At 68.6% G+C, this 17,030-nt stretch carries 19 protein-coding genes; 5 read left to right on the top strand and 14 right to left on the bottom strand.

The annotated features are described in order from the left end of the window. Window positions 1–334 (bottom strand): GNAT family N-acetyltransferase (locus tag AB0M79_RS23160; protein WP_364217228.1); only part of this gene is annotated, 334 nt, incomplete at its 3' end. 271 nt (window positions 335–605) lie between these two features. On the opposite strand from AB0M79_RS23160, the gene AB0M79_RS23155 reads away from it, so the two are divergent. Together AB0M79_RS23155 and AB0M79_RS23150 are read left to right on the top strand one after the other, a co-directional pair. Further along, window positions 606–1,310 carry a VOC family protein gene (locus AB0M79_RS23155; protein ID WP_364217226.1) on the top strand — a complete coding sequence of 235 codons (705 nt, stop codon included), beginning with the start codon at window positions 606–608 and terminating at the stop codon, window positions 1,308–1,310. 147 nt (window positions 1,311–1,457) lie between these two features. Next, on the top strand, window positions 1,458–2,402 hold the full coding sequence (locus tag AB0M79_RS23150; protein WP_364217224.1) for an SDR family oxidoreductase: 945 nt from the start codon (window positions 1,458–1,460) through the stop codon (window positions 2,400–2,402). A 207-nt stretch (window positions 2,403–2,609) separates the two neighbouring features. Here the strand turns inward: AB0M79_RS23150 and AB0M79_RS23145 are convergent, their stop codons facing one another. The 12 genes from AB0M79_RS23145 to AB0M79_RS23090 all read right to left on the bottom strand — a co-directional run bounded on the left by AB0M79_RS23145 (window position 2,610) and on the right by AB0M79_RS23090 (window position 13,733). Next, window positions 2,610–3,596, bottom strand: a complete 987-nt coding sequence (locus tag AB0M79_RS23145) for a methyltransferase (protein ID WP_364217222.1) — start codon at window positions 3,594–3,596, stop codon at window positions 2,610–2,612. Between the two features lie 253 nt (window positions 3,597–3,849). Continuing rightward, window positions 3,850–4,701, bottom strand: coding sequence for a PhzF family phenazine biosynthesis isomerase (locus AB0M79_RS23140; protein WP_364217220.1), 852 nt, complete (start codon window positions 4,699–4,701; stop codon window positions 3,850–3,852). Window positions 4,702–4,720: 19 nt separating this feature from the next. Then, window positions 4,721–4,858 carry a hypothetical protein gene (locus AB0M79_RS23135; RefSeq protein ID WP_364217218.1) on the bottom strand — a complete coding sequence of 46 codons (138 nt, stop codon included), beginning with the start codon at window positions 4,856–4,858 and terminating at the stop codon, window positions 4,721–4,723. Window positions 4,859–4,892: 34 nt separating this feature from the next. Then, complete coding sequence (locus tag AB0M79_RS23130; RefSeq protein WP_357542367.1) at window positions 4,893–5,384, bottom strand: PhzA/PhzB family protein; 492 nt, start codon at window positions 5,382–5,384, stop codon at window positions 4,893–4,895. Between the two features lie 112 nt (window positions 5,385–5,496). Further along, window positions 5,497–6,114, bottom strand: a complete 618-nt coding sequence (gene phzG, locus AB0M79_RS23125) for a phenazine biosynthesis FMN-dependent oxidase PhzG (RefSeq protein ID WP_364217216.1) — start codon at window positions 6,112–6,114, stop codon at window positions 5,497–5,499. Beyond that, window positions 6,114–6,458, bottom strand: coding sequence for a hypothetical protein (locus tag AB0M79_RS23120; protein ID WP_364217214.1), 345 nt, complete (start codon window positions 6,456–6,458; stop codon window positions 6,114–6,116). Before AB0M79_RS23120 ends, phzG begins: the two co-directional genes overlap by 1 nt. Then, window positions 6,455–8,359 carry an anthranilate synthase family protein gene (locus tag AB0M79_RS23115; protein WP_364217212.1) on the bottom strand — a complete coding sequence of 635 codons (1,905 nt, stop codon included), beginning with the start codon at window positions 8,357–8,359 and terminating at the stop codon, window positions 6,455–6,457. The genes AB0M79_RS23120 and AB0M79_RS23115 overlap by 4 nt, the downstream gene beginning before the upstream one ends. Continuing rightward, entirely contained in the window at window positions 8,356–8,979 is a 624-nt protein-coding gene (locus AB0M79_RS23110; RefSeq protein WP_364217211.1) for an isochorismatase family protein, read from the bottom strand. The genes AB0M79_RS23115 and AB0M79_RS23110 overlap by 4 nt, the downstream gene beginning before the upstream one ends. 25 nt (window positions 8,980–9,004) lie before the next feature. Then, entirely contained in the window at window positions 9,005–10,174 is a 1,170-nt protein-coding gene (locus AB0M79_RS23105) for a 3-deoxy-7-phosphoheptulonate synthase (protein WP_364217209.1), read from the bottom strand. 164 nt (window positions 10,175–10,338) lie between these two features. Then, a complete protein-coding gene (locus AB0M79_RS23100; protein ID WP_364217207.1) occupies window positions 10,339–10,533 on the bottom strand; it encodes a hypothetical protein in 195 nt (64 codons plus the stop codon). A 438-nt stretch (window positions 10,534–10,971) separates the two neighbouring features. Beyond that, window positions 10,972–12,231 carry an IS701 family transposase gene (locus AB0M79_RS23095; RefSeq protein ID WP_364217205.1) on the bottom strand — a complete coding sequence of 420 codons (1,260 nt, stop codon included), beginning with the start codon at window positions 12,229–12,231 and terminating at the stop codon, window positions 10,972–10,974. Window positions 12,232–12,890: 659 nt separating this feature from the next. Next, a complete protein-coding gene (locus AB0M79_RS23090) occupies window positions 12,891–13,733 on the bottom strand; it encodes a MerR family transcriptional regulator (RefSeq protein ID WP_364217203.1) in 843 nt (280 codons plus the stop codon). Window positions 13,734–13,888: 155 nt separating this feature from the next. On the opposite strand from AB0M79_RS23090, the gene AB0M79_RS23085 reads away from it, so the two are divergent. Genes AB0M79_RS23085 through AB0M79_RS23075 form a run of 3 tightly spaced genes read left to right on the top strand, consistent with a single transcriptional unit; the run spans window position 13,889 to window position 16,437 of the window. Continuing rightward, complete coding sequence (locus tag AB0M79_RS23085) at window positions 13,889–14,866, top strand: ATP-binding cassette domain-containing protein (protein WP_364217201.1); 978 nt, start codon at window positions 13,889–13,891, stop codon at window positions 14,864–14,866. Continuing rightward, window positions 14,863–15,636 (top strand): ABC-2 family transporter protein, encoded by a 774-nt coding sequence (locus AB0M79_RS23080; protein WP_364217199.1) that lies wholly within the window; start codon window positions 14,863–14,865, stop codon window positions 15,634–15,636. Before AB0M79_RS23085 ends, AB0M79_RS23080 begins: the two co-directional genes overlap by 4 nt. A 3-nt stretch (window positions 15,637–15,639) precedes the next feature. Continuing rightward, window positions 15,640–16,437 (top strand): ABC-2 family transporter protein, encoded by a 798-nt coding sequence (locus AB0M79_RS23075; protein WP_364217197.1) that lies wholly within the window; start codon window positions 15,640–15,642, stop codon window positions 16,435–16,437. A gap of 25 nt (window positions 16,438–16,462) precedes the next feature. Here the strand turns inward: AB0M79_RS23075 and AB0M79_RS23070 are convergent, their stop codons facing one another. Further along, window positions 16,463–17,029, bottom strand: coding sequence for a TylF/MycF/NovP-related O-methyltransferase (locus AB0M79_RS23070; RefSeq protein WP_364217195.1), 567 nt, complete (start codon window positions 17,027–17,029; stop codon window positions 16,463–16,465). Between the last annotated feature and the right edge of the window lies 1 nt (window position 17,030).

The following is a 17,030-nucleotide window of genomic DNA, read 5'->3' as shown; positions in this document are numbered from 1 at the left end:
GACTCCACGACTCGGTGGTCGACAGCAGGTCGGCGCCGCCGGCCTGCTCGTCCGCCCAGCTCAGCAGCCGGCTACCGACGCCCTGCCCGCGCCAGACCGGATGCACCAGGCCGGTGCTGGTGGCCGGCCGCCGGTCGATGCCGACACTCACGGCCGCGATCAGGCCGCCGTCGTACCAGGCGCCGAGGGTACGGGCCTGGAGCAGCCGGGCCCGCAGCAGCGCAGAACCGGTGAACAGCGGCAGCCCACCGTCGACGGCCAGGCACGCCTCGGCCAGGTCGGTCAGCGCGGTGAGGTGTTCCTCGCCGAACTCTTTCCAGGTCAACACGTCCATGCCCGGGTCCGCCATCATCCTTTGCCCTTCACTGCCGTCGATTGCCCGCCCGCCGGCCCTGGCGGCTGACGCCGGGCCGGCGCGACGGTGCGCCGTTGGGCAGTAAGTAGGCGTCCCCGCCGGTATCGCTGTCAACGCGGTTTCAGCCAGTCCGCCCGGGAACGACAGCAAGAAGACGGACTGTCGGTGAGTTGGAACTCTGGGCATGAGGGGGTCTCGACGGCCGGCTCGGTGCCTTGTCGTCCGGCTGGCCCGTGTCTACTGTGCGGTGATGTTCTCGCGCCTCTTGACGGTGACCTTCGATGCGCACGACGCGACTCGCCTGGCGCGGTTCTGGGCCGGCATGCTCGGCCGGGAAGTCGTCGAGGACGCGGATGGTGCGCTGCTGCCCGGCGACGACACCCAGCTCAGCCTCCGGTTCGTTCCGAGCCGCACGGAGACGGTGGGGTCGAACCGCATGCATCTTCACCTGACCAGCGCCAGCCGCGCCGACCAGGAGCGCATGGTGGCGACGGCGCTGGGGCTCGGCGCCGGCCACGTCGACGTCGGGCAGCGCCCCGAGGAGGGGCACATCGTCCTGGCCGACCCCGAGGGCAACGAGTTCTGCGTGATCGAGCCGGGCAACGCCTTCCTCGCCGGATGCGGCCTGCTCGGAGAACTCGCCTGCGACGGCACCCGGGAGGTCGGCCTCTTCTGGAGCGAGGCACTGGGCTGGCCGCTGGTGTGGGACCAGGACCAGGAGACCGCGGTCCAGTCACCGTACGGCGGCACGAAGGTCGCGTGGGGAGGCCCACCCGTGGCCCCGAAGGAGGCGTGGAACCGGCAGCGCTTCGAACTCGCCCCGGTTGAGGGCGACCAGCAGGCGGAGGTCGACCGGCTGGTCTCCCTCGGCGCCACCCGGCTCGAGGTGGGGGCGGACGGCGCGGTCGTGCTGGCCGATCCGGACGGCAACGAGTTCTGCGTGAAAGGGAACTGATCACATTCCACGGAGGTGCCCTGAGGGCGGGGTGTGGGGTGACCTGGTGAGCCTGTGATCGGGAGGCCGTGGTTACCGCGGCGCATCCGGTCGACGATCGACCGGGTAGCCCGGGTCTCCGGACATCCAGAAGAGGGAGCAGAGCCGATGCCACGTAAACCGATCGACATCACCCTCCCCGGCCTGTCGGGGAAGCGCGCCGTCGTCACCGGCGCGAGCGACGGGATGGGGCTGGGGATGGCCGTACGGCTGGCCGCGGCCGGTGCCGAGGTGATCCTGCCCGTCCGCAATCCGCGCAAGGGCGAGGCCGCGATCAGCACGGTCCGGCAGGCCGTGCCCGGGGCGAAGGTCTCGTTGCGCAGCCTCGACCTGTCCTCGCTGGAGTCGGTCGCGGCCCTGGCCGACGCCCTTCGCGGGGAGGGCAGCCCGATCCACATTTTGATCAACAACGCGGGCGTGATGCGACCGCCGAGCCGGCAGACCACGGCCGACGGGTTCGAACTGCAGTTCGGCACCAACCACCTCGGCCACTTCGCGCTGGTCGCCCGGCTGCTCCCGCTGCTGCGCGCCGGCGGTGCCCGGGTGACCTCGCAGGTCAGTGTCGCCGCGCGTCGTGGCCGTATCAACTGGGACGATCTGAACTGGGAACGTTCGTACGACGGCATGCGTGCCTACAGCCAGTCGAAGATCGCGTTCGGGTTGTTCGGCCTGGAGTTGGACCGCCGCAGCAGGGCGCACGGTTGGGGCATCACCAGCAACCTCTCGCACCCCGGGGTTGCCCCCACCAGCCTCCTGGCCGCCCGCCCCGAGCTCGGCCGCAGCCAGGACACCCCCGCGATACGCCTGATCCGGGCGATGTCCGCTCGCGGCATCCTGGCGGGCACCGTCGAGACCGCGAAGTTGCCCGCGCTCATGGCCGCGACCGACCCGGGTGCCAAGCCCGGTGTGCTCTACGGGCCCAGCGGCCCTGGCAACCTGGGCGGTCCGCCGGCCGAGCAGCGGATGTACACGCCGCTGCGTAGCAGCGAGGAGGCCCAGCGCGTCTGGCAGGTGTCCGAGCAGCTCACCAGGACGTCCTTCGTCAGGGCCTGACCATCGGTCGCCCGACCTCTCCCGAAAAGCCACACGGGTCCTCGTGGTCGGCGCGACTCCATCGCCACCCTCGGCCGCTACCCATCCCGGGCTGTCACCACTGCCCGGGCCAGGGATGAGCCCTGAACTGGATCGGGGGCTGATACAGCACCGGAGGCCGGCACCGCACCCGCGGCTACCTCAGCCTTGCCGTTCATGGGTACACCGTCACGACTTCTGCCGGAGCCCCGGGCGTGGCGCCGCGATCAAGGCGACCGTCTCCATGGGCAGCTCGGCCCTCCGTTCGATCTCCAGGCCGGCCCGGTTCAGCAGCGTGGTGATCCGGTCAACGGTGCGGTGCCCGCCGCCGGTGGTCATCAACAGGTGCAGATCCCACAGCGCGGGCAGCACGGTCGGGGCCTCATCGTCGACGAAACGGTCGAGGAGCAGCAGTCGCGACGAGGAGTCGACCATGGCGCGACGGCACTTCTCGAAGACCTTGACGACCGCGTCGTCGTCCCAGCCGGCCAGAACCCGACAGAGGATGTAGACGTCTCCGCCCTGGGGGACGTCGGTGAACATGTCGCCCCCGACCAGTTCGACACGGTCGAGTCCGACGGCGGCCGCTAGGTGCTCACCCGCCTGGGGCAACATGTGTTCGCGGTCGAAGAGCGTGCCCCTGGCATCCGGTGTGGCGCCGAGGATCGTGGCGAGCAGTTGGCCGCCTCCGCCACCCACGTCCACGACCATCTTGCCGGAGAAGTCGAAGATCTCGGGTACCTGGTGGAAGAACATGCTTGCGGCGTTCAAGGTGTGCTGGAATCGCCGGGCGGTGGCCGCGTCCTCACCGAGGTATTCGTAGAACGGCCGGCCGTAGGCGGCCTCGAAGCCCGAACTGACCGTGCTTATCGCGTTATGGGCGTGCCCCCAGGCGGAGTAGAACTCCTCGCCGTAGAGCAGGCACATACCGCGCAGGGACTGAGGGCCGTCGAGCAGTGCTGCGCTCACGTCGGTGTTCCTGTAACCGGTCGACTCGTTGCCCTCGAATACGCCCATGGCCACCAGAAGGCGCATCAGGCGGTGAATGCCCTCTTCATTTGCCCCGGTTGATTTAGCCAGTTCGCCGCGGGTGGTGCGGCCGGCCTTGATGTGATCCGGCAATCCGAGTTTGACCGCGGTGTAGAGGGCCTGTGCCCGCCAGCCGCCGGTGATCATTTCGATTACGTCTCGAGTGGCCTGCAAGTCGACTGTCATTCCGCCCCGCTAACCGGCTGATATCAACGTTCGCCACTGTACCGCAAAGGCGATCGCTGGCGGAAGGGTCTCACTTGCCCGGGGTGAATCCGGCAAGTAATCCGACGGTCTACTGTGGGCTTGTGAACACTTGGTGACACTGTCTGGGTGCATGGTTGGACGACGATTGTCGTAGGACTACGTCCGCCCCACGAAGCGTGGTGCGGGGAATGCGCTATGCGTACAGCGTTCCCCGGGCGACGACGACGGCGGACCCCGCCACCTGGACCGACTCGATCCGTTCCGGCGTTCCCGTGGCCCGAGCCCGCATTGTCGAAGGACGGCCGATCTCGACGCCCTGGCGGATCTCGATCCATTCCCCGAATGGGATCAGACCGTGCCGGGCCAGGTGCACCGCGAGCGAGCCGGCGGCCGAGCCGGTGGCCGCGTCCTCGACCACGCCATAGGCAGGCGAGAACATCCGCAGTCTCCATCGCGTGCCCGATCCCGCGAAGCAGTTGGCGGCCATGTCGGGCAGCCTGGCGAGAATCCGTTGGTCTGGCTCCACGGCGGAGAGCGTGGCCACGCTGCCCAGGCCGACGAACACGTGTCGCGGCCCGTTTCGGTAGACCTCCACCGGCAGGGTGCAGGCGGACGCCGCCAGGCCGAGACCGGCGAGCAACTCGTCCGCGCGGTCGTAGGGCTCCCACGTGGGGATGGGTTGCCACATGCTGGCCGTGCCGGCCCGGCCGCCGCCGGCACGCTCGAGATCGAACGCCACGGTGCCCATGGCGGTCTCCATCCGGATCCTCTGCGCCGGGTTCGACTCGCCGAGCACAATGGCAGTGCCCAGGGTCGGATGCCCGGCGAACGGCAGCTCGTTCACCGGGGTGAAGATCCGGACCCGCACGTCACCGTCGTCTTCCGCCGGGAGGACGAAAACGGTCTCCGACAGGTGCATCTCCTGCGCGATCCGCTGCATGCGCTCGGGAGAGAGATCGGCGGGATCCACGAAGACCGCGACCGGGTTACCTTCCAGCGGAACTTCGGTGAAGACGTCGGCCACGACATACTCGTACGTACCCATAGGTCCCCCTTCTCGAAGGTCAGTGGGTGTCGGACAGGGTCTGGTACGCCCTGCCTACGGTGTTGCCGCAGCCGGTGCGTACCACCGGCATGCCGGCGAAGACAGCGACGCTCAGTTCGGTGTTCTTCGCCGGGTCGACCATTCCGAACGGCGACATGCCTTCACTTCTTGTGCAGGTGATTGGGCAGCTTTCAGGTAGGGATCCCGCCACGCCTGATCACTGGCACCTCGATCCCCAGTGCACGCAACTGCTGGAACGGGTTCATGAACTCGCGGTTCTGCTTGATCTTTCCGTTCTCGAGCAGGAAAGAATGGATGAAGTGGTTCCTGTAGTAGCCGGGCGGGTAGTCGGGATAAAGGATCTGTCCTTCTCCGTCACACTCGACCCAGAACCTGTTGGGGTCCTGCGTGTCGAAGATCTCCACGTTCTTCCATTCCCAGTCGGGGAACATCCGCAGTGACCATTCGCCGTGCGCCTTGAGTTTCTCGTGGCCCTGGGAGGCGACCGGTTTGCCGGTATCGCTGGTCCACAGGCCGGCGCTGCCGTCCTCGGTGAAGAGCAGGTATCGCGTCAAGCGGTTCTCGCCCTTGCGGCTCATGTAGTCCGCGACGACGGCACGGTTGCGGTCTCTCAGGTCGAGGTCGGTGGCGAACGCCTCGGACTGGGTGTGATTCGTCGTCAATTCTGGATCCCTTCGGCTCGTGATTGCGTGCATCGGTGTGCTGGTTATCGTCCGGCGTTCGGTGTCGGAGCCGGAGTTGGAGCCGGTAGACAGTGCGTTGTCCCGGGCGCGGTCAGGGCTGCAGCCGGCCGGTACGCCAGCCCGTTCCGTCGCGTTCGTACAGCAGCCTCTGGTGCAGGCGGCCGGGGTCGGCCTGCCAGAACTCGACCGATCCGGGTTCGAGCAAGTAACCCAGCCAGGCGGCCGGGCGAGGCAGCGGCAAGCCAGCACCGGCCAGTTGCTCGGCCCGTCTCCTCAGTTCGTCCTCGTCCAAAAGGGGTGCGCTCTGGTGTGAAGCCACCGACATCGGGTGCGTGCTGACCGGCCGGGCGGCCCACAAGGCATCAGCTTCCTCGTTGGGCAACGCATAGGCCGGACCGGTCACGATCACCTGGCGGCCGGCCTCGCGCCAGTAGAAAACGCCGGAGGCCCAGCCGTTCTCGGCCAGGTCCCGGCCCTTGCGACTGTTGGCGTGCGTGGCGAACACCAGACCCGTGTCGCGGACCTTGAGGACCTGCACGATCCGGTTGGAAGCGTGGCCACGGGCATCCGCGGAGGCCAGCGCCAGCGCACCCGGCTCACGGACGCCGTCCGCGACCGCGCGGTCGAACCAGGCCCGGAGCAGGCCCATCGGTTCGGCGGGCGGGATGGAGAACTCATCGGTGCTCAGGGGGTGGGTGGATGTGCTCACTACGACTTCTTCACCGGCTCGAAGGCCAGGCCGCGGTCGAGCAACTCGCCGGAGTGGACACCTTCGATGATGGCCTCGATGTCGGTCTCCATCCGGTGATTCGGCGGGTATCCGATGAGTTCGGTGGCCCGGTTCGGGGGCATCGGCGCCGTCAGGTCAGCTGTGGACTCCCACAGCGTCACCGCACCCCAGCGGTTGGCCTGCCGGTCGGAGATCCAGAACTTCAAACGCAGTCCGTGGATCCGCTCCCACGGCTGCACGCCCTCTTCTCGCAGGTAGACGCGCAGGGAGTCGATGGTCTGGCCGGACCCGGACAGGTCCCACCAGGAAATGCTTGCTTTCATACGTTCAGTACCTCCTCGGTCTGTGTCAGCGGCGCCAGCAGCTCACCCAGGACGCGTTCGCCGTCGCGGGTGAGTACCGACTCAAGGTGGAACTGCACCGAAGCAAAGTGCGGCCCTCGTAGGGCATGCACCTCGCCCGTGCCGGCGTCCAGGCTGGCCTTCACCCCGCCGATGCCAGGACACTCCAACTGCTCAGCGCGTCCGTAGGCCTCGTAGGAGTTGTAGAAGCCCACCTGTTCCCGCGAGCCGAACAGGTCGATCTCGCGCTGGGTGCCCTGGTTCGGGACCGTCCGGCGCCTCAGCCGGAGCCCGAGGCGCCGGCACAGCAACTGGTGGCTCAGGCACACCGCAAGGAACGGGATGCGTCGGGACAGCAGGTGCTCGATCGCCGACGTGAGGTGGGCCATCCTCGGGTCATCGGCGTCCCGTGGGTCGCCGGGACCGGGGCCCAGGATGACGAGATCGTGGTCGTCGAAGCGGTGGGGCGCGTCGAAGCGGTCGAGTCGCACCGTCAGCCCGATGGCCCGCAGTTGGTGGGCCAGCATCGAACTGAAGGTGTCCTCGGCATCGATGATCAGCGCCCGGCGGCCGCTCAGCGCCGGGTGTGGCTGTGCGCGCGAGCCGGCGTCGCTGAGCCAGAAGCGCGCGATGGTCGCGTTGCGCCTGCCCAGCGCCTCGCGGATCCGCGGGTTTCCGTTGAGACGCTCGTTGGCACCGAGCGCCGAGAGCAGGCCGGCGGCCTTGGTGCGGGTCTCGGCGACCTCGGCGGCGGGGTCGGAGTGCCGGACCAGGGTTGCCCCGACCCCGACCTCGACGCGAGCGCTGTCATCGAACTCCGAGGTGCTGATGTCGGCGGTGCGGATGAGAATGGCGGAGTCCATCGTCCGCGCGCCATCGGCGTCACGGCCGATGAGGGCCGCGACGCCGCCGTAGTACCCGCGGCCGCGCGGCTCGTAGCGGGCGATCACTCGGCAGGCGTTCTCCAGCGGACTGCCGGTCACGGTGGGCGCGAACATCGTCTCCCGCAGGATGTCCCGGGGATCGAGGTCGCTGCGCCCCTCGATGACGTATTCGGTGTGCGCGAGCCAGGCCATCTCCCGCAGGAACGGACCCACCACCCGGCCACCGCCCTGGCAGACCCGGGCCATCATCTTCAGTTCCTCGTCCAGGACCATGTACAACTCGTCGGTCTCTTTGCCGTCGTCGAGGAAGTCCATGACCTCCGACAGGACCGGTCCCGTCGGCGGGTAACGGTAGGTGCCGCTGATCGGGGTCATCGCCGCGACGCCGTTTCGCAGGCTGACGTGGCGCTCCGGTGTGGCGCCGACGAAGGTCCGGGTGCCGGTGTGCACGAGGAACGTCCAGTAGGTACCGGTCTCCCGGGTGAGTAACCGACGGAACAGGCTCAGCGCGCTGCGCGTGGAGTAGCCGGTGATGGTGGTGACGAACGTCCGCTTGATGACGAAGTTCGAGCCCTCTCCGGTGCCTATCTCGTTGTCGAGGACCGCGCGAACGATGTCAGCGTAGGCGTCGTCCTCGGTGTCGAACCGTCCACCGGTCAGGGCGATCGGCTCGTCCGGGAGGTGTCTCAGCGCCTCGGTGGTGGAGATCTGGCCCTGGTCCGTCACCGACATCGCGAGCAGCGGTGAGCCGTCCGCGGCGGCGGTGAAGCCGCGCTCGGTGATCTGCCGGTGAGGCACCAGGACCAGCGCCTCCTGACGAGCCTCGCCGGGCCGCCCGGCCTGGTCGGCCAGCGGGATGTCAGCGAGCCGGGCCGGCGTGCTGACCCGGCCCAGCAGGATCTCCAACCGGTCCGGGCCCAGGGTCTCCGGGCGGTGCAGCAGGGCGAAGGCGCCCGGATCGGGTCTCAGCACCTGCTCGAGCAACTGCTGCGGCTTCATGCGAAGACCTCCCCGGTGGTGGTGACCACCGAACAGCGAGTGGCCGCGTAGTCGAGGGCCAGCCGGTGATAGTCGGCCGAGAAGTCGCCGAGAGCGTCGGCGACCAGGAACGACTGGATGTCGTTGGTGAACGCGTCGAGGGCCGTCGCCAGTACACCGACGTGCGCGTACACCCCGCAGACGATCAGCTGGTCGCGGTCCTGCTCGCGCATCTGCGCCAGCAGGTCCGAGCGGAAGAACGCGCTGTAGCGCCACTTGGTGAGCACCCGGTCCGGCGGCCGCGGTGCAAGCTCGGCGACGATCGACCGATCGAGGGGGTCGACGCTCATCCCCGGGCCCCAGATGTCCTTCAGCAGGCCGCGTTCCTGCTCGGTCATGCCACCGGGCTGCGCGGTGTAGAACACCGGGATCCCGAGCGCGGCGCAGCGCTTCCTCAGTTGCACGCAGTGGCGCACCAGCGTGTCACGCACCGCCGGGGGAAAGGGTGCGAGGAAGTAGCGCTGCATGTCGTGCACGAGTAGTACCGCCCGGCGTGGGTCGGGGGTCCACCGTGCGGTGCTGACGGGCAGCTCACCGCTCGTGGGAAGTGGGTAGGCGGGGATCGGCGCTATGCCCGGCACGGTGTCTCCTCGGCCCGGTTCATCATCATCGCGTCTGCCAGGCCGAGACCACCGCTACCGCCTGGCGAGGGTTGAGGCGCGGGTCGCACAACGTCGTGTATCTCTCGTCGATCCGGCCGGTGTCGTGGCGGATGTCGACGCATTCGGTCACGTCGTCGGGGCTGGTTTCGAGGTGCATTCCTCCCGGTGTTCCGCCGGCTGCGCGAACCGCTGACTGGAACGCCGTGACCTCCCGGATGATCGTCTCCACGACTCGGGTCTTGCGGCCCTCGGCGGTGGTCACGGTGTTGCCGTGCATCGGGTCGACCAGCCAGATCGCCGGGTGTCCGGCGGCACGCACGGCGCGGACCAGTGGGGGAAGCAGATCCATGGTCGCGTCAGCGCCCATCCGAGCGATCAGGGTGAGTCGGCCCGGTTCCCGTTCCGGATCCAGCCGCGTACACAACGCGAGCAGGTCGGCGACCGTCGTACGCGGCCCGATCTTGCACGCAACGGGGTTGATCACATTCGCGAGTAGCGAGACGTGCGCCCCCTCGACCTCGCGGGTGCGTTCCCCGATCCACGGCCAATGGGTGGAAGTGAGCGCGGCCCGACCCTGCCCGTCCCGGCGTAGCATCGGGATCTCGTAGTCGAGCAGCAGAGCCTCGTGACTGGTCCACACGGCCGGCTCGATACGCGCCTCCGGCGTCGGGGCGAGGTGGTCCATGAGTTGGCTCGCCGCCCAGTATCCCGCCAACATGCGTAGTGGATCGGGCCGCCGCACCTGTGGGTCCGGCTCGGGACCGTTCACCATGTGCCCTCGGTACACCGGGATCTCGACGCCGTCGACCCACTCGGTGGCCGCCGACCGGGGTTTGGCGTACTGGCCCGCGATCCGGCCCACCCGTACCACGGGCTGGTGCGTGACAGCGCTCATGACGCCGGCGAGCACGTTGAGGAGCCGGGTCTTCCGTTCCACGTCACCCGCGGTGCATTCGGCGGGGTCCTCCGCGCAGTCACCCGCCTGCACCACCTGCGCCTGGCCGGCGGAAACTCCGGCGAGCAACCCTCGGAGCCTGCTCAGGGATTCGACCTCGACGAGTGGGGGAAGGCTCGCCAGCACCGCCCGGACGTGCTCGACCTGTGCCGGGTCGTCCCATTCAGGCTGCTGCCGCGCAGCCAGGGGGTGCGAAACCTCGAGCGAGGTGGCGTTCAAGTTTTCTCCAAACCACGAACATGCCGGCAACTCGTTATTCGCGCATCAATGGGGTGGCCCGCCGACGATGGCCTCCGGCCGGTCCATCGAGGTGGCAGGGGGTGGGGTTGTCCTGGATGCAAAGCCGCGTACCGTTCGGCTGTTCACGAACGATGTCGCCGAAATTACCAGTGCGTTTCTGAACCGTCCCGGTCGACGATCGCTGCTTCGGGATCCTGGCGGGCGACGATCCCGTCCCGGTCCTTGGCGGCGATCCTTTCGGTCAATAGTTTGAGCAGCGCCTCCGGGTTGGCGGCGCCTTTTGCGAGGGTGTCGGCCGGGGCTGTGACGGCAGTCGAGCCGGTCGTGGCCGGCGACATCTGCGCGCGATGATGCCGACCGCGAACGTGCGGGTGACTTGGTTCATGACATCTTCCCTGAACTGGAGATGGTAGTCAGGTGAATACGGCACGTTTATCCAGTGCCGCCCTGTTTGTCATCCTGATCTCGCTACGGCATTCATATAACAGTGCGTAACTGGCTCGTGTCAAGGTTCGGAGGGCTATGACGAGTGTCAATGTCTTTCTTCATTCGGTAGAGAGTCGAAGCCTAATGCCCGCATGGCGACTCCCACCTGCGGGAACATGGTTCCGGAAAGTTCTGCCCCGGCATGAGGTCCGCGCCCCGGCGCCATGCGGCTCGGGGTTCCTACAGTTGCGGATCTTCACGGCTCGAATGGCTTCTGGGCGCTTTTCCTGTATGCGTAGTGTCGACAATCCGCCTAAATCGCAGGCGGTCGCACGGTCTGTGCGCGCGGATCACGCAAGTCGGCGATGGTTGCGGGGGTGGGCAGGGGAAGGCTCGGTCACCCGGACCCTCTGCCGGCTGTTGAAGGCATGCCTGTCCGGGCTCGTCACCTCGGCATCCGCCGTGCTGTCGAGGACGGTCCCGGCTTCGGTGTGCAGAGCCGCGCGAAACGCGTGGGCGAACATGCATGCGGTGACGGTGTGGTGCCAGGCGGTCCATGTGCGGACCTGATGCTGGTCGATGCCGATGAGGCCCTTGCCCTGCCCGTCACCCTCCTTGATCCTCTGTGGGGTCTCCGCGATGCGCCGCAGGACAGGCACGGACGCGCGGTGGCGGGCGTGGGCGAGGAAATACGTGACTTCGCCCGGATCGCCGACCGAACGCCGTACCAGCAGGGTGTGCGCGAACCCGTCGGCGGGGATCTCATCGCTGACCCGCAGGTTTCCGCCGAGACTGATCAACGCCCAGTCGTGGGAGCGATCGTCTTCACCGCCCCGCGCGCGGGTTCGGGGCTGCCAGGCGCTGTCAGCGATCCGGGTGAGCAACTGACCGACACGGGTGACCGGGACGGTTCCGGGTGCGACGCTGATCTGCGTCAGCGGCAGGGCCGCCGACACGGCTACCACGTACGGCAATGACCGCTGCGCACACCAGTTGCGGACCCGTGGATGCTGCCCGTACCCGTCGGCCATGGTGACCCACCCGAACGGGACGGCCGCGTCGGCCGCCTCGGTCAACAGTTCGACGGCCTGGTCGTGTTTCGTGGCGAACCCGACACCCACCGGAATGCCGGCCTCACGGCAGCGCCCCGGATCGTCGGTCCACTGTGTCGGCAGATGAAGGCGACGACCGATGTACGCGTGCCCGGCCCGACCGGCGTACGACAGCATGACCGCGACCTGGCAGTTCTCGATCCGATTGGTGGCGGCGCAGTACTGCGGGGCCACCCCCACCGACTTGTCACCCTTCTTCGGCACCTGGGTCTCGTCGATGATCAGCACCCCGTTCGGGTCACCGAGATGCTCCACCACATGGGTGCGGACCTCGGCCTCCAGGGCGTCGGCGCTCCACGCGCCCCGCGACAGCAACGCCTGCATCCGGCCCGGGTGGGTGTGCCCGGCCCGCCGGGCCAGGGTCCAGCAGTTCTTCCTGTCCAGATCCGACAGCAGCCCCTCGATCAGATCATGGAACACCTCTCGAGGCTCCGGCCGGGCGAACAAGTGCCCCACCTTGCCCGTCAGCTCCCGTAGCCGCAGCTCCCAGCCCGACATCAGACCAGCCATCCCGCGAAGTCACACCCCCGTCGTCACCGGAAATGAGCCCTCCACCTGCTGCTCGTGCCGGCCGAACCGGCACGGGCAGCAGGGCGGCGGGGTCACATCGCGCGACGGCGGTGCCCTCGGGCTGGTTCGTCTGGCCTGGGACCGCCAGCCGAGTCACCCCGAGCATCGTGGTGGTCGGTGCCACCCCGGCGGCGCCCAGACGCGACGCCGGCACGCCGTAGTGCGGGATAAGTTTATCCGCATCGATGGCGTGGACGTTGAGTCGGACGAGGAGTTCCAGGGACATGCCGCCCGCGGAGCTGATCATGCTCGACCACGACGACTCGGCGCTCGAAGCCGTACGGCTGACCATGCCGCCGGATCACGCGCGGACCGCGCGTCTCGTGCTCGCCGACATCCGGGACGCCGGCCGGATCGAACGGGTGGTCCGGCGCCGCGGAGACGTTGAACTTCTGTGTGCGCAAGGGTCTGCGGGTCGCCTGTCTGGGCGACGTGCGGGTCGTCCTGCGCCCCGACGCCGGGCGGATTCTCGATCTGAACGCACCACACCCCCGACGCGACGAACTGTTCACGCGGGATGCCGCCCGGTGGTCGGCGCTGTGGAGCGAATGGACGGCCTGGAACCTGTCACCCAGTTCGCTGTTCGTCTATGCCTGGAATCCGCGCCTCCGGGACGCGGTCGACCCGTTCTCGGCGACCGGGGCACGCACCGTGGAGATCGCCAGGTCGGCGGCTTCGGACGACTTCGTGGGTGGGGGTTGAACCGGCCCGTCGCGACCGTGCCCGGCCCTGTCCGGGGCACCCGGCCGCAGACCTTCTCCCTCAAGGTAGCCGAACAGCGCCGACGCCGCCCGTAGACGGCGCCAGCTCAGCTCGTCCAGGTTCCGCAGGCGGGCCTCCAGGGCCGTCCGGGTACGGGTCGAGTCGCCCTGGTCCATGGCGTCCATGACGGCCTTCGCGGCCGGCAGTGGATAGCCGGAACCGCGTAGCATCGCGATGACCCGGGCCCGGACGAGTTGCTCCCGGTCGTAGAGGCGGTATCCGGTCGACGGTTCACGCGCCGGTGCGAGAAGGCCGAGTTCCTCCCACACCCGCAGCGCCGACGGTCGTACGCCGGCGATCGCGGCGGTGTCCCCGATGCGTAGCGGTCCGGACGTCCGCAGCACCGCCGGTGGCTCCTGGTCGAACGTCCTGAGCAGTGCCTCCGCCGCGGCGCGTTCGTGATCGAGTTCGGCGTGCCCGCGGTCGACGGCGGCCAGCGCGCCGGCGGTGTCACCACTGTGTACGGCGCTCAGCACGGCGACCGCGGTGTGCCAGCCGTATCCGTCGAGCAGGATCCGCGCGACCGTCAGCGCCCGCGCGTGCCGGCCGGTGAAGACGCGGTAACCGTTGGCGGCGCGTTCGGCCGGCGGGAGGAGCCCGACGTCCACGTAATTGCGGATCTGCTGCACGGACAACCCCGCCGAGCGGGCCAGGTCGACGCCGCGCATTCTGGATTCGCCAGTTGAGGGTTTCATCCGCTCGAACCGGTGACCGGACCGCCGTTGAAGCGGATTGTCGTCGTGGTCATTCGGTAAAAGTATCAAACTGTACTTGAATGATATCGTCGATGTTCCTGGTCGTTGTCGAACAGGAGGTTCGACGGGTGTCGTCCGTCGTTGTCGAGGATCTGTCCATGACCTACCGGGTGCCGGTCCGGCAGGCCGGATTGATGTCCGCCCTGCGGTCGGTGGTCCGGCGGCGTTACCGGGACGTCCACGCGGTGCGGGACGCGTCGTTCCGGATCTCCAGTGGCGAGGTCGTCGGATTCGTCGGCCCCAACGGGGCGGGGAAGACGACCACCATGAAGATCATGTCGGGACTGCTGTACCCGACGGCGGGTGAGGTACGGGTGCTCGGCTTCACGCCGTGGCAACGCAGGACCCCGTTCCTGAAGCAGATCGCACTTGTCCGCGGTAGCCAGCCCACCGGTGGCTCCCAGGAGTTGACGCTCCTCGACGCCCTGCAATACCAGCGCGTGCTCTACGAGGTTCCGGCCGCCGACTTCCGCCGAAACCTCGACGAGCTCTGCGAACTGCTCGAACTCGGCCCGTTGCTGGAACGGCAGCTGCGGGCGCTGAGCCTGGGCGAGAAGATGCGGGCCGGACTCGCACTGTCCCTCTCGTACCGACCGAAGGTGCTGTTCCTCGACGAACCGACGCTGGGCCTGGACGTGTCGGCGGCGACCACGATCCGTCGGTTCCTCGCCTCCTACGCGACACAGACCGGGGCGACGATCCTGCTCACCAGCCACTACATGGCCGACGTCGAAGCCACCTGCCGTCGCCTGATGCTGATCGACCACGGCAGCGTGCGGTACGACGGTCCGCTCGGGCAACTGTCGGCCCGGCTGTCCCCGTACAAGCTGGTCCGGATCAGCGCGGCAGACGCGACCAAGGAGGTCCTCGCCGAGATCGCCGAGGTCGTGTCGACCTCCGGCATGAGCTGGACGCTGCGGGTGGCCCGCGCCGACGTGGCCAGGGTGACGTCGGTCCTGCTCGCCACGTTCGAGGTGGCGGACCTGGCGGTCGAGGAGCCCACGCTGGAGGACGTGATCGATCGCGCCTACCGGGACGGCGTATGACCCGCCGGCTGCGGCGCCTGGTCCTCCTGCGGATCCGCAACCAGTTCCTCGACTGGTCCGGCGCCTGGTGGTTCACCGTGACCCTGGTGGCCAGCGAGGCGGTCGGCCCCCTGCTCGGGCTGGTTGTGTGGTCCGCGGTGCTTCCGGGCGATCCGGCGGTCGCCGGCTACTTCGTCGCGCTGGTCGCCGTGCAGCTGCTGACCGCCTCGTACGAGAACCACACGTTCTCCGAGGCGATCTACGAGGGCAAGATCAGCCACGACCTGCTCCGGCCGCAACCCGTCATCGTCGCGCCCATCGGCGAGAACGTCGCGATCCGGATCTGGCTCGGCATCTTCGGGCTGCCGCTCACCCTCGTGACCGCGCTGGCGGTCGGCGTCTCGTACGACTGGACGGCGCTGGCGGCGGCGGTCCCGGTGCTCGTCGGCGCCGCGGTGCTGCGATTCCTGTGGACCTGGCTGCTCGCGCTGGCCGCGTTCTGGACCGGGCGCGTACATGCGCTGGTGACGTTGGGAGGAATGATGGTCTTTCTTCTCGGTGGCGGTGCCGCCCCCGTCTGGCAGCTACCGGACGCCTGGCAACCCGTCGTCGGTGCCCTGCCGTTCTACGCGATGCTGGGCCTGCCCGCCGACGTCGCGACCGGATCGGTGCACGGCTCGGCCCTCGCCGTCGCGTACCTCGTCCAGCTGGCCTGGAGCGCGGCGTTCGCCGGTGTCGCCGTCGTGGCCTGGCGTGCGGGCGTACGACGGTTCACCGCCGTCGGGGCGTGACCCGTGCGCGTGCTGGTCAAGATGGTCCGCCTGCTGGGCATCGGTTTTTCGATGTCGCTGCGCAGGACGTTGGCGTTCCGGGTGGACCTGCACTTCGACGTCATGATGTCCGGTATCTCCTTGGCGTCCACGCTCGCCGCCGTGTTGATCATCTTTGGCCGTACCGACCACCTCGGGGGATGGACGCGACCGGAGATGTTCGTGCTGGTCGGCACCTTCGAGCTGCTGACCGGTGTCAAGGCGGCGTTCGTGGACCCGAATCTGTCGCTGCTCGCGAACCGTGGCATCCGGGAGGGACGACTCGACCATCACCTGCTGGCGCCGGCGCCCGGTCTGTTCCTCGCCACGTTGGGTACGGCGGCGCCGTTGTCGTGCATCCACGTCCTGCTCGGACTCGGCGTCGTCGGAGTCGGGGTCGGCATGACCGGCCGGGCTCCGGAGCCGGTGGCGGTCGCCGTCTGGCTGCTGCTGCTCCTCCTCGGCACGGCCGCCACCTGGGCCGTCGGGACACTGATCGGCTGCATCGCGTTCTGGGCGCCCAAACTCGACCTGCAGAGCATCTACGGCACCGCATGGCAGTTCGGCCGCTATCCACCGGACATCTACGCCCGACCGCTACGGTTCCTGCTCTCCTACGTCCTGCCGCTCATGCTCGTCGCCGCGTTCCCGGCCGCGGCGTTGCTGCGGTCCCCGGACTGGACCACGGTCGCGGCGGCCGCCGCCACCGCCACGACAGCGGTCCTGGCCGCGTTGGCGGCGTGGCGGGCCGGGTTGCGGCGGTACGTCGGGGCGACCAGTTGACCCTGGCCGGGTGTCCGGTCCCGCGCTATCCGGTCCGGCGCCAGTAGATCGAGTACGGGTCGATGAACCGGATGGGGTCGGTGATCCGGTTCCGGTCCCGGAACTCGTGTACGGCGGCGGCGCAGGCGGGTATGCCGTAGTCGTCGACGATCAGGAAGCCTCCCGGCGACAACCTGGGGTACAGGTGCACGAGAGCGTCGGTCGTCGAGCGGTGCAGGTCGCCGTCGAGCCGGATGACGGCCAGGCGGTCCAGCGGCGCCGACGGCAGCGTCTCGCTGAACCAGCCGCTCAGGAACCCCGCCGCCGCGAGCAGCAGCGCCGGGGACGCGGCGGCGGTGCCGAGCACAACCGCCGAGCTGGTCCGGCTTTTCGCCGGGAGCCACCGGAGCAGGAGCAGACCAACCAGCAGGGTGGCAACAAGAGCCGGTGCGATGACGTAGGCACCGAAGACCAGCATGTCCTCGCGCGGTGAGTTGTCCCCCAGCTCGCCCGTCCCGGACACCTGGTAGACGAGGACGAGGTAGGCGACGACCATCAGGCCGTGCCAGCCGAGCATGACCAGGTACGCCGACCGTCCACTATCGACCCGCACG

This window comes from Polymorphospora sp. NPDC051019, assembly GCF_040683055.1.
Lineage (GTDB): Bacteria > Actinomycetota > Actinomycetes > Mycobacteriales > Micromonosporaceae > Polymorphospora > Polymorphospora lycopeni.
Note: the sequence above shows the minus strand (reverse complement) of the source record. Positions and strands in the feature narration are given on the sequence as shown.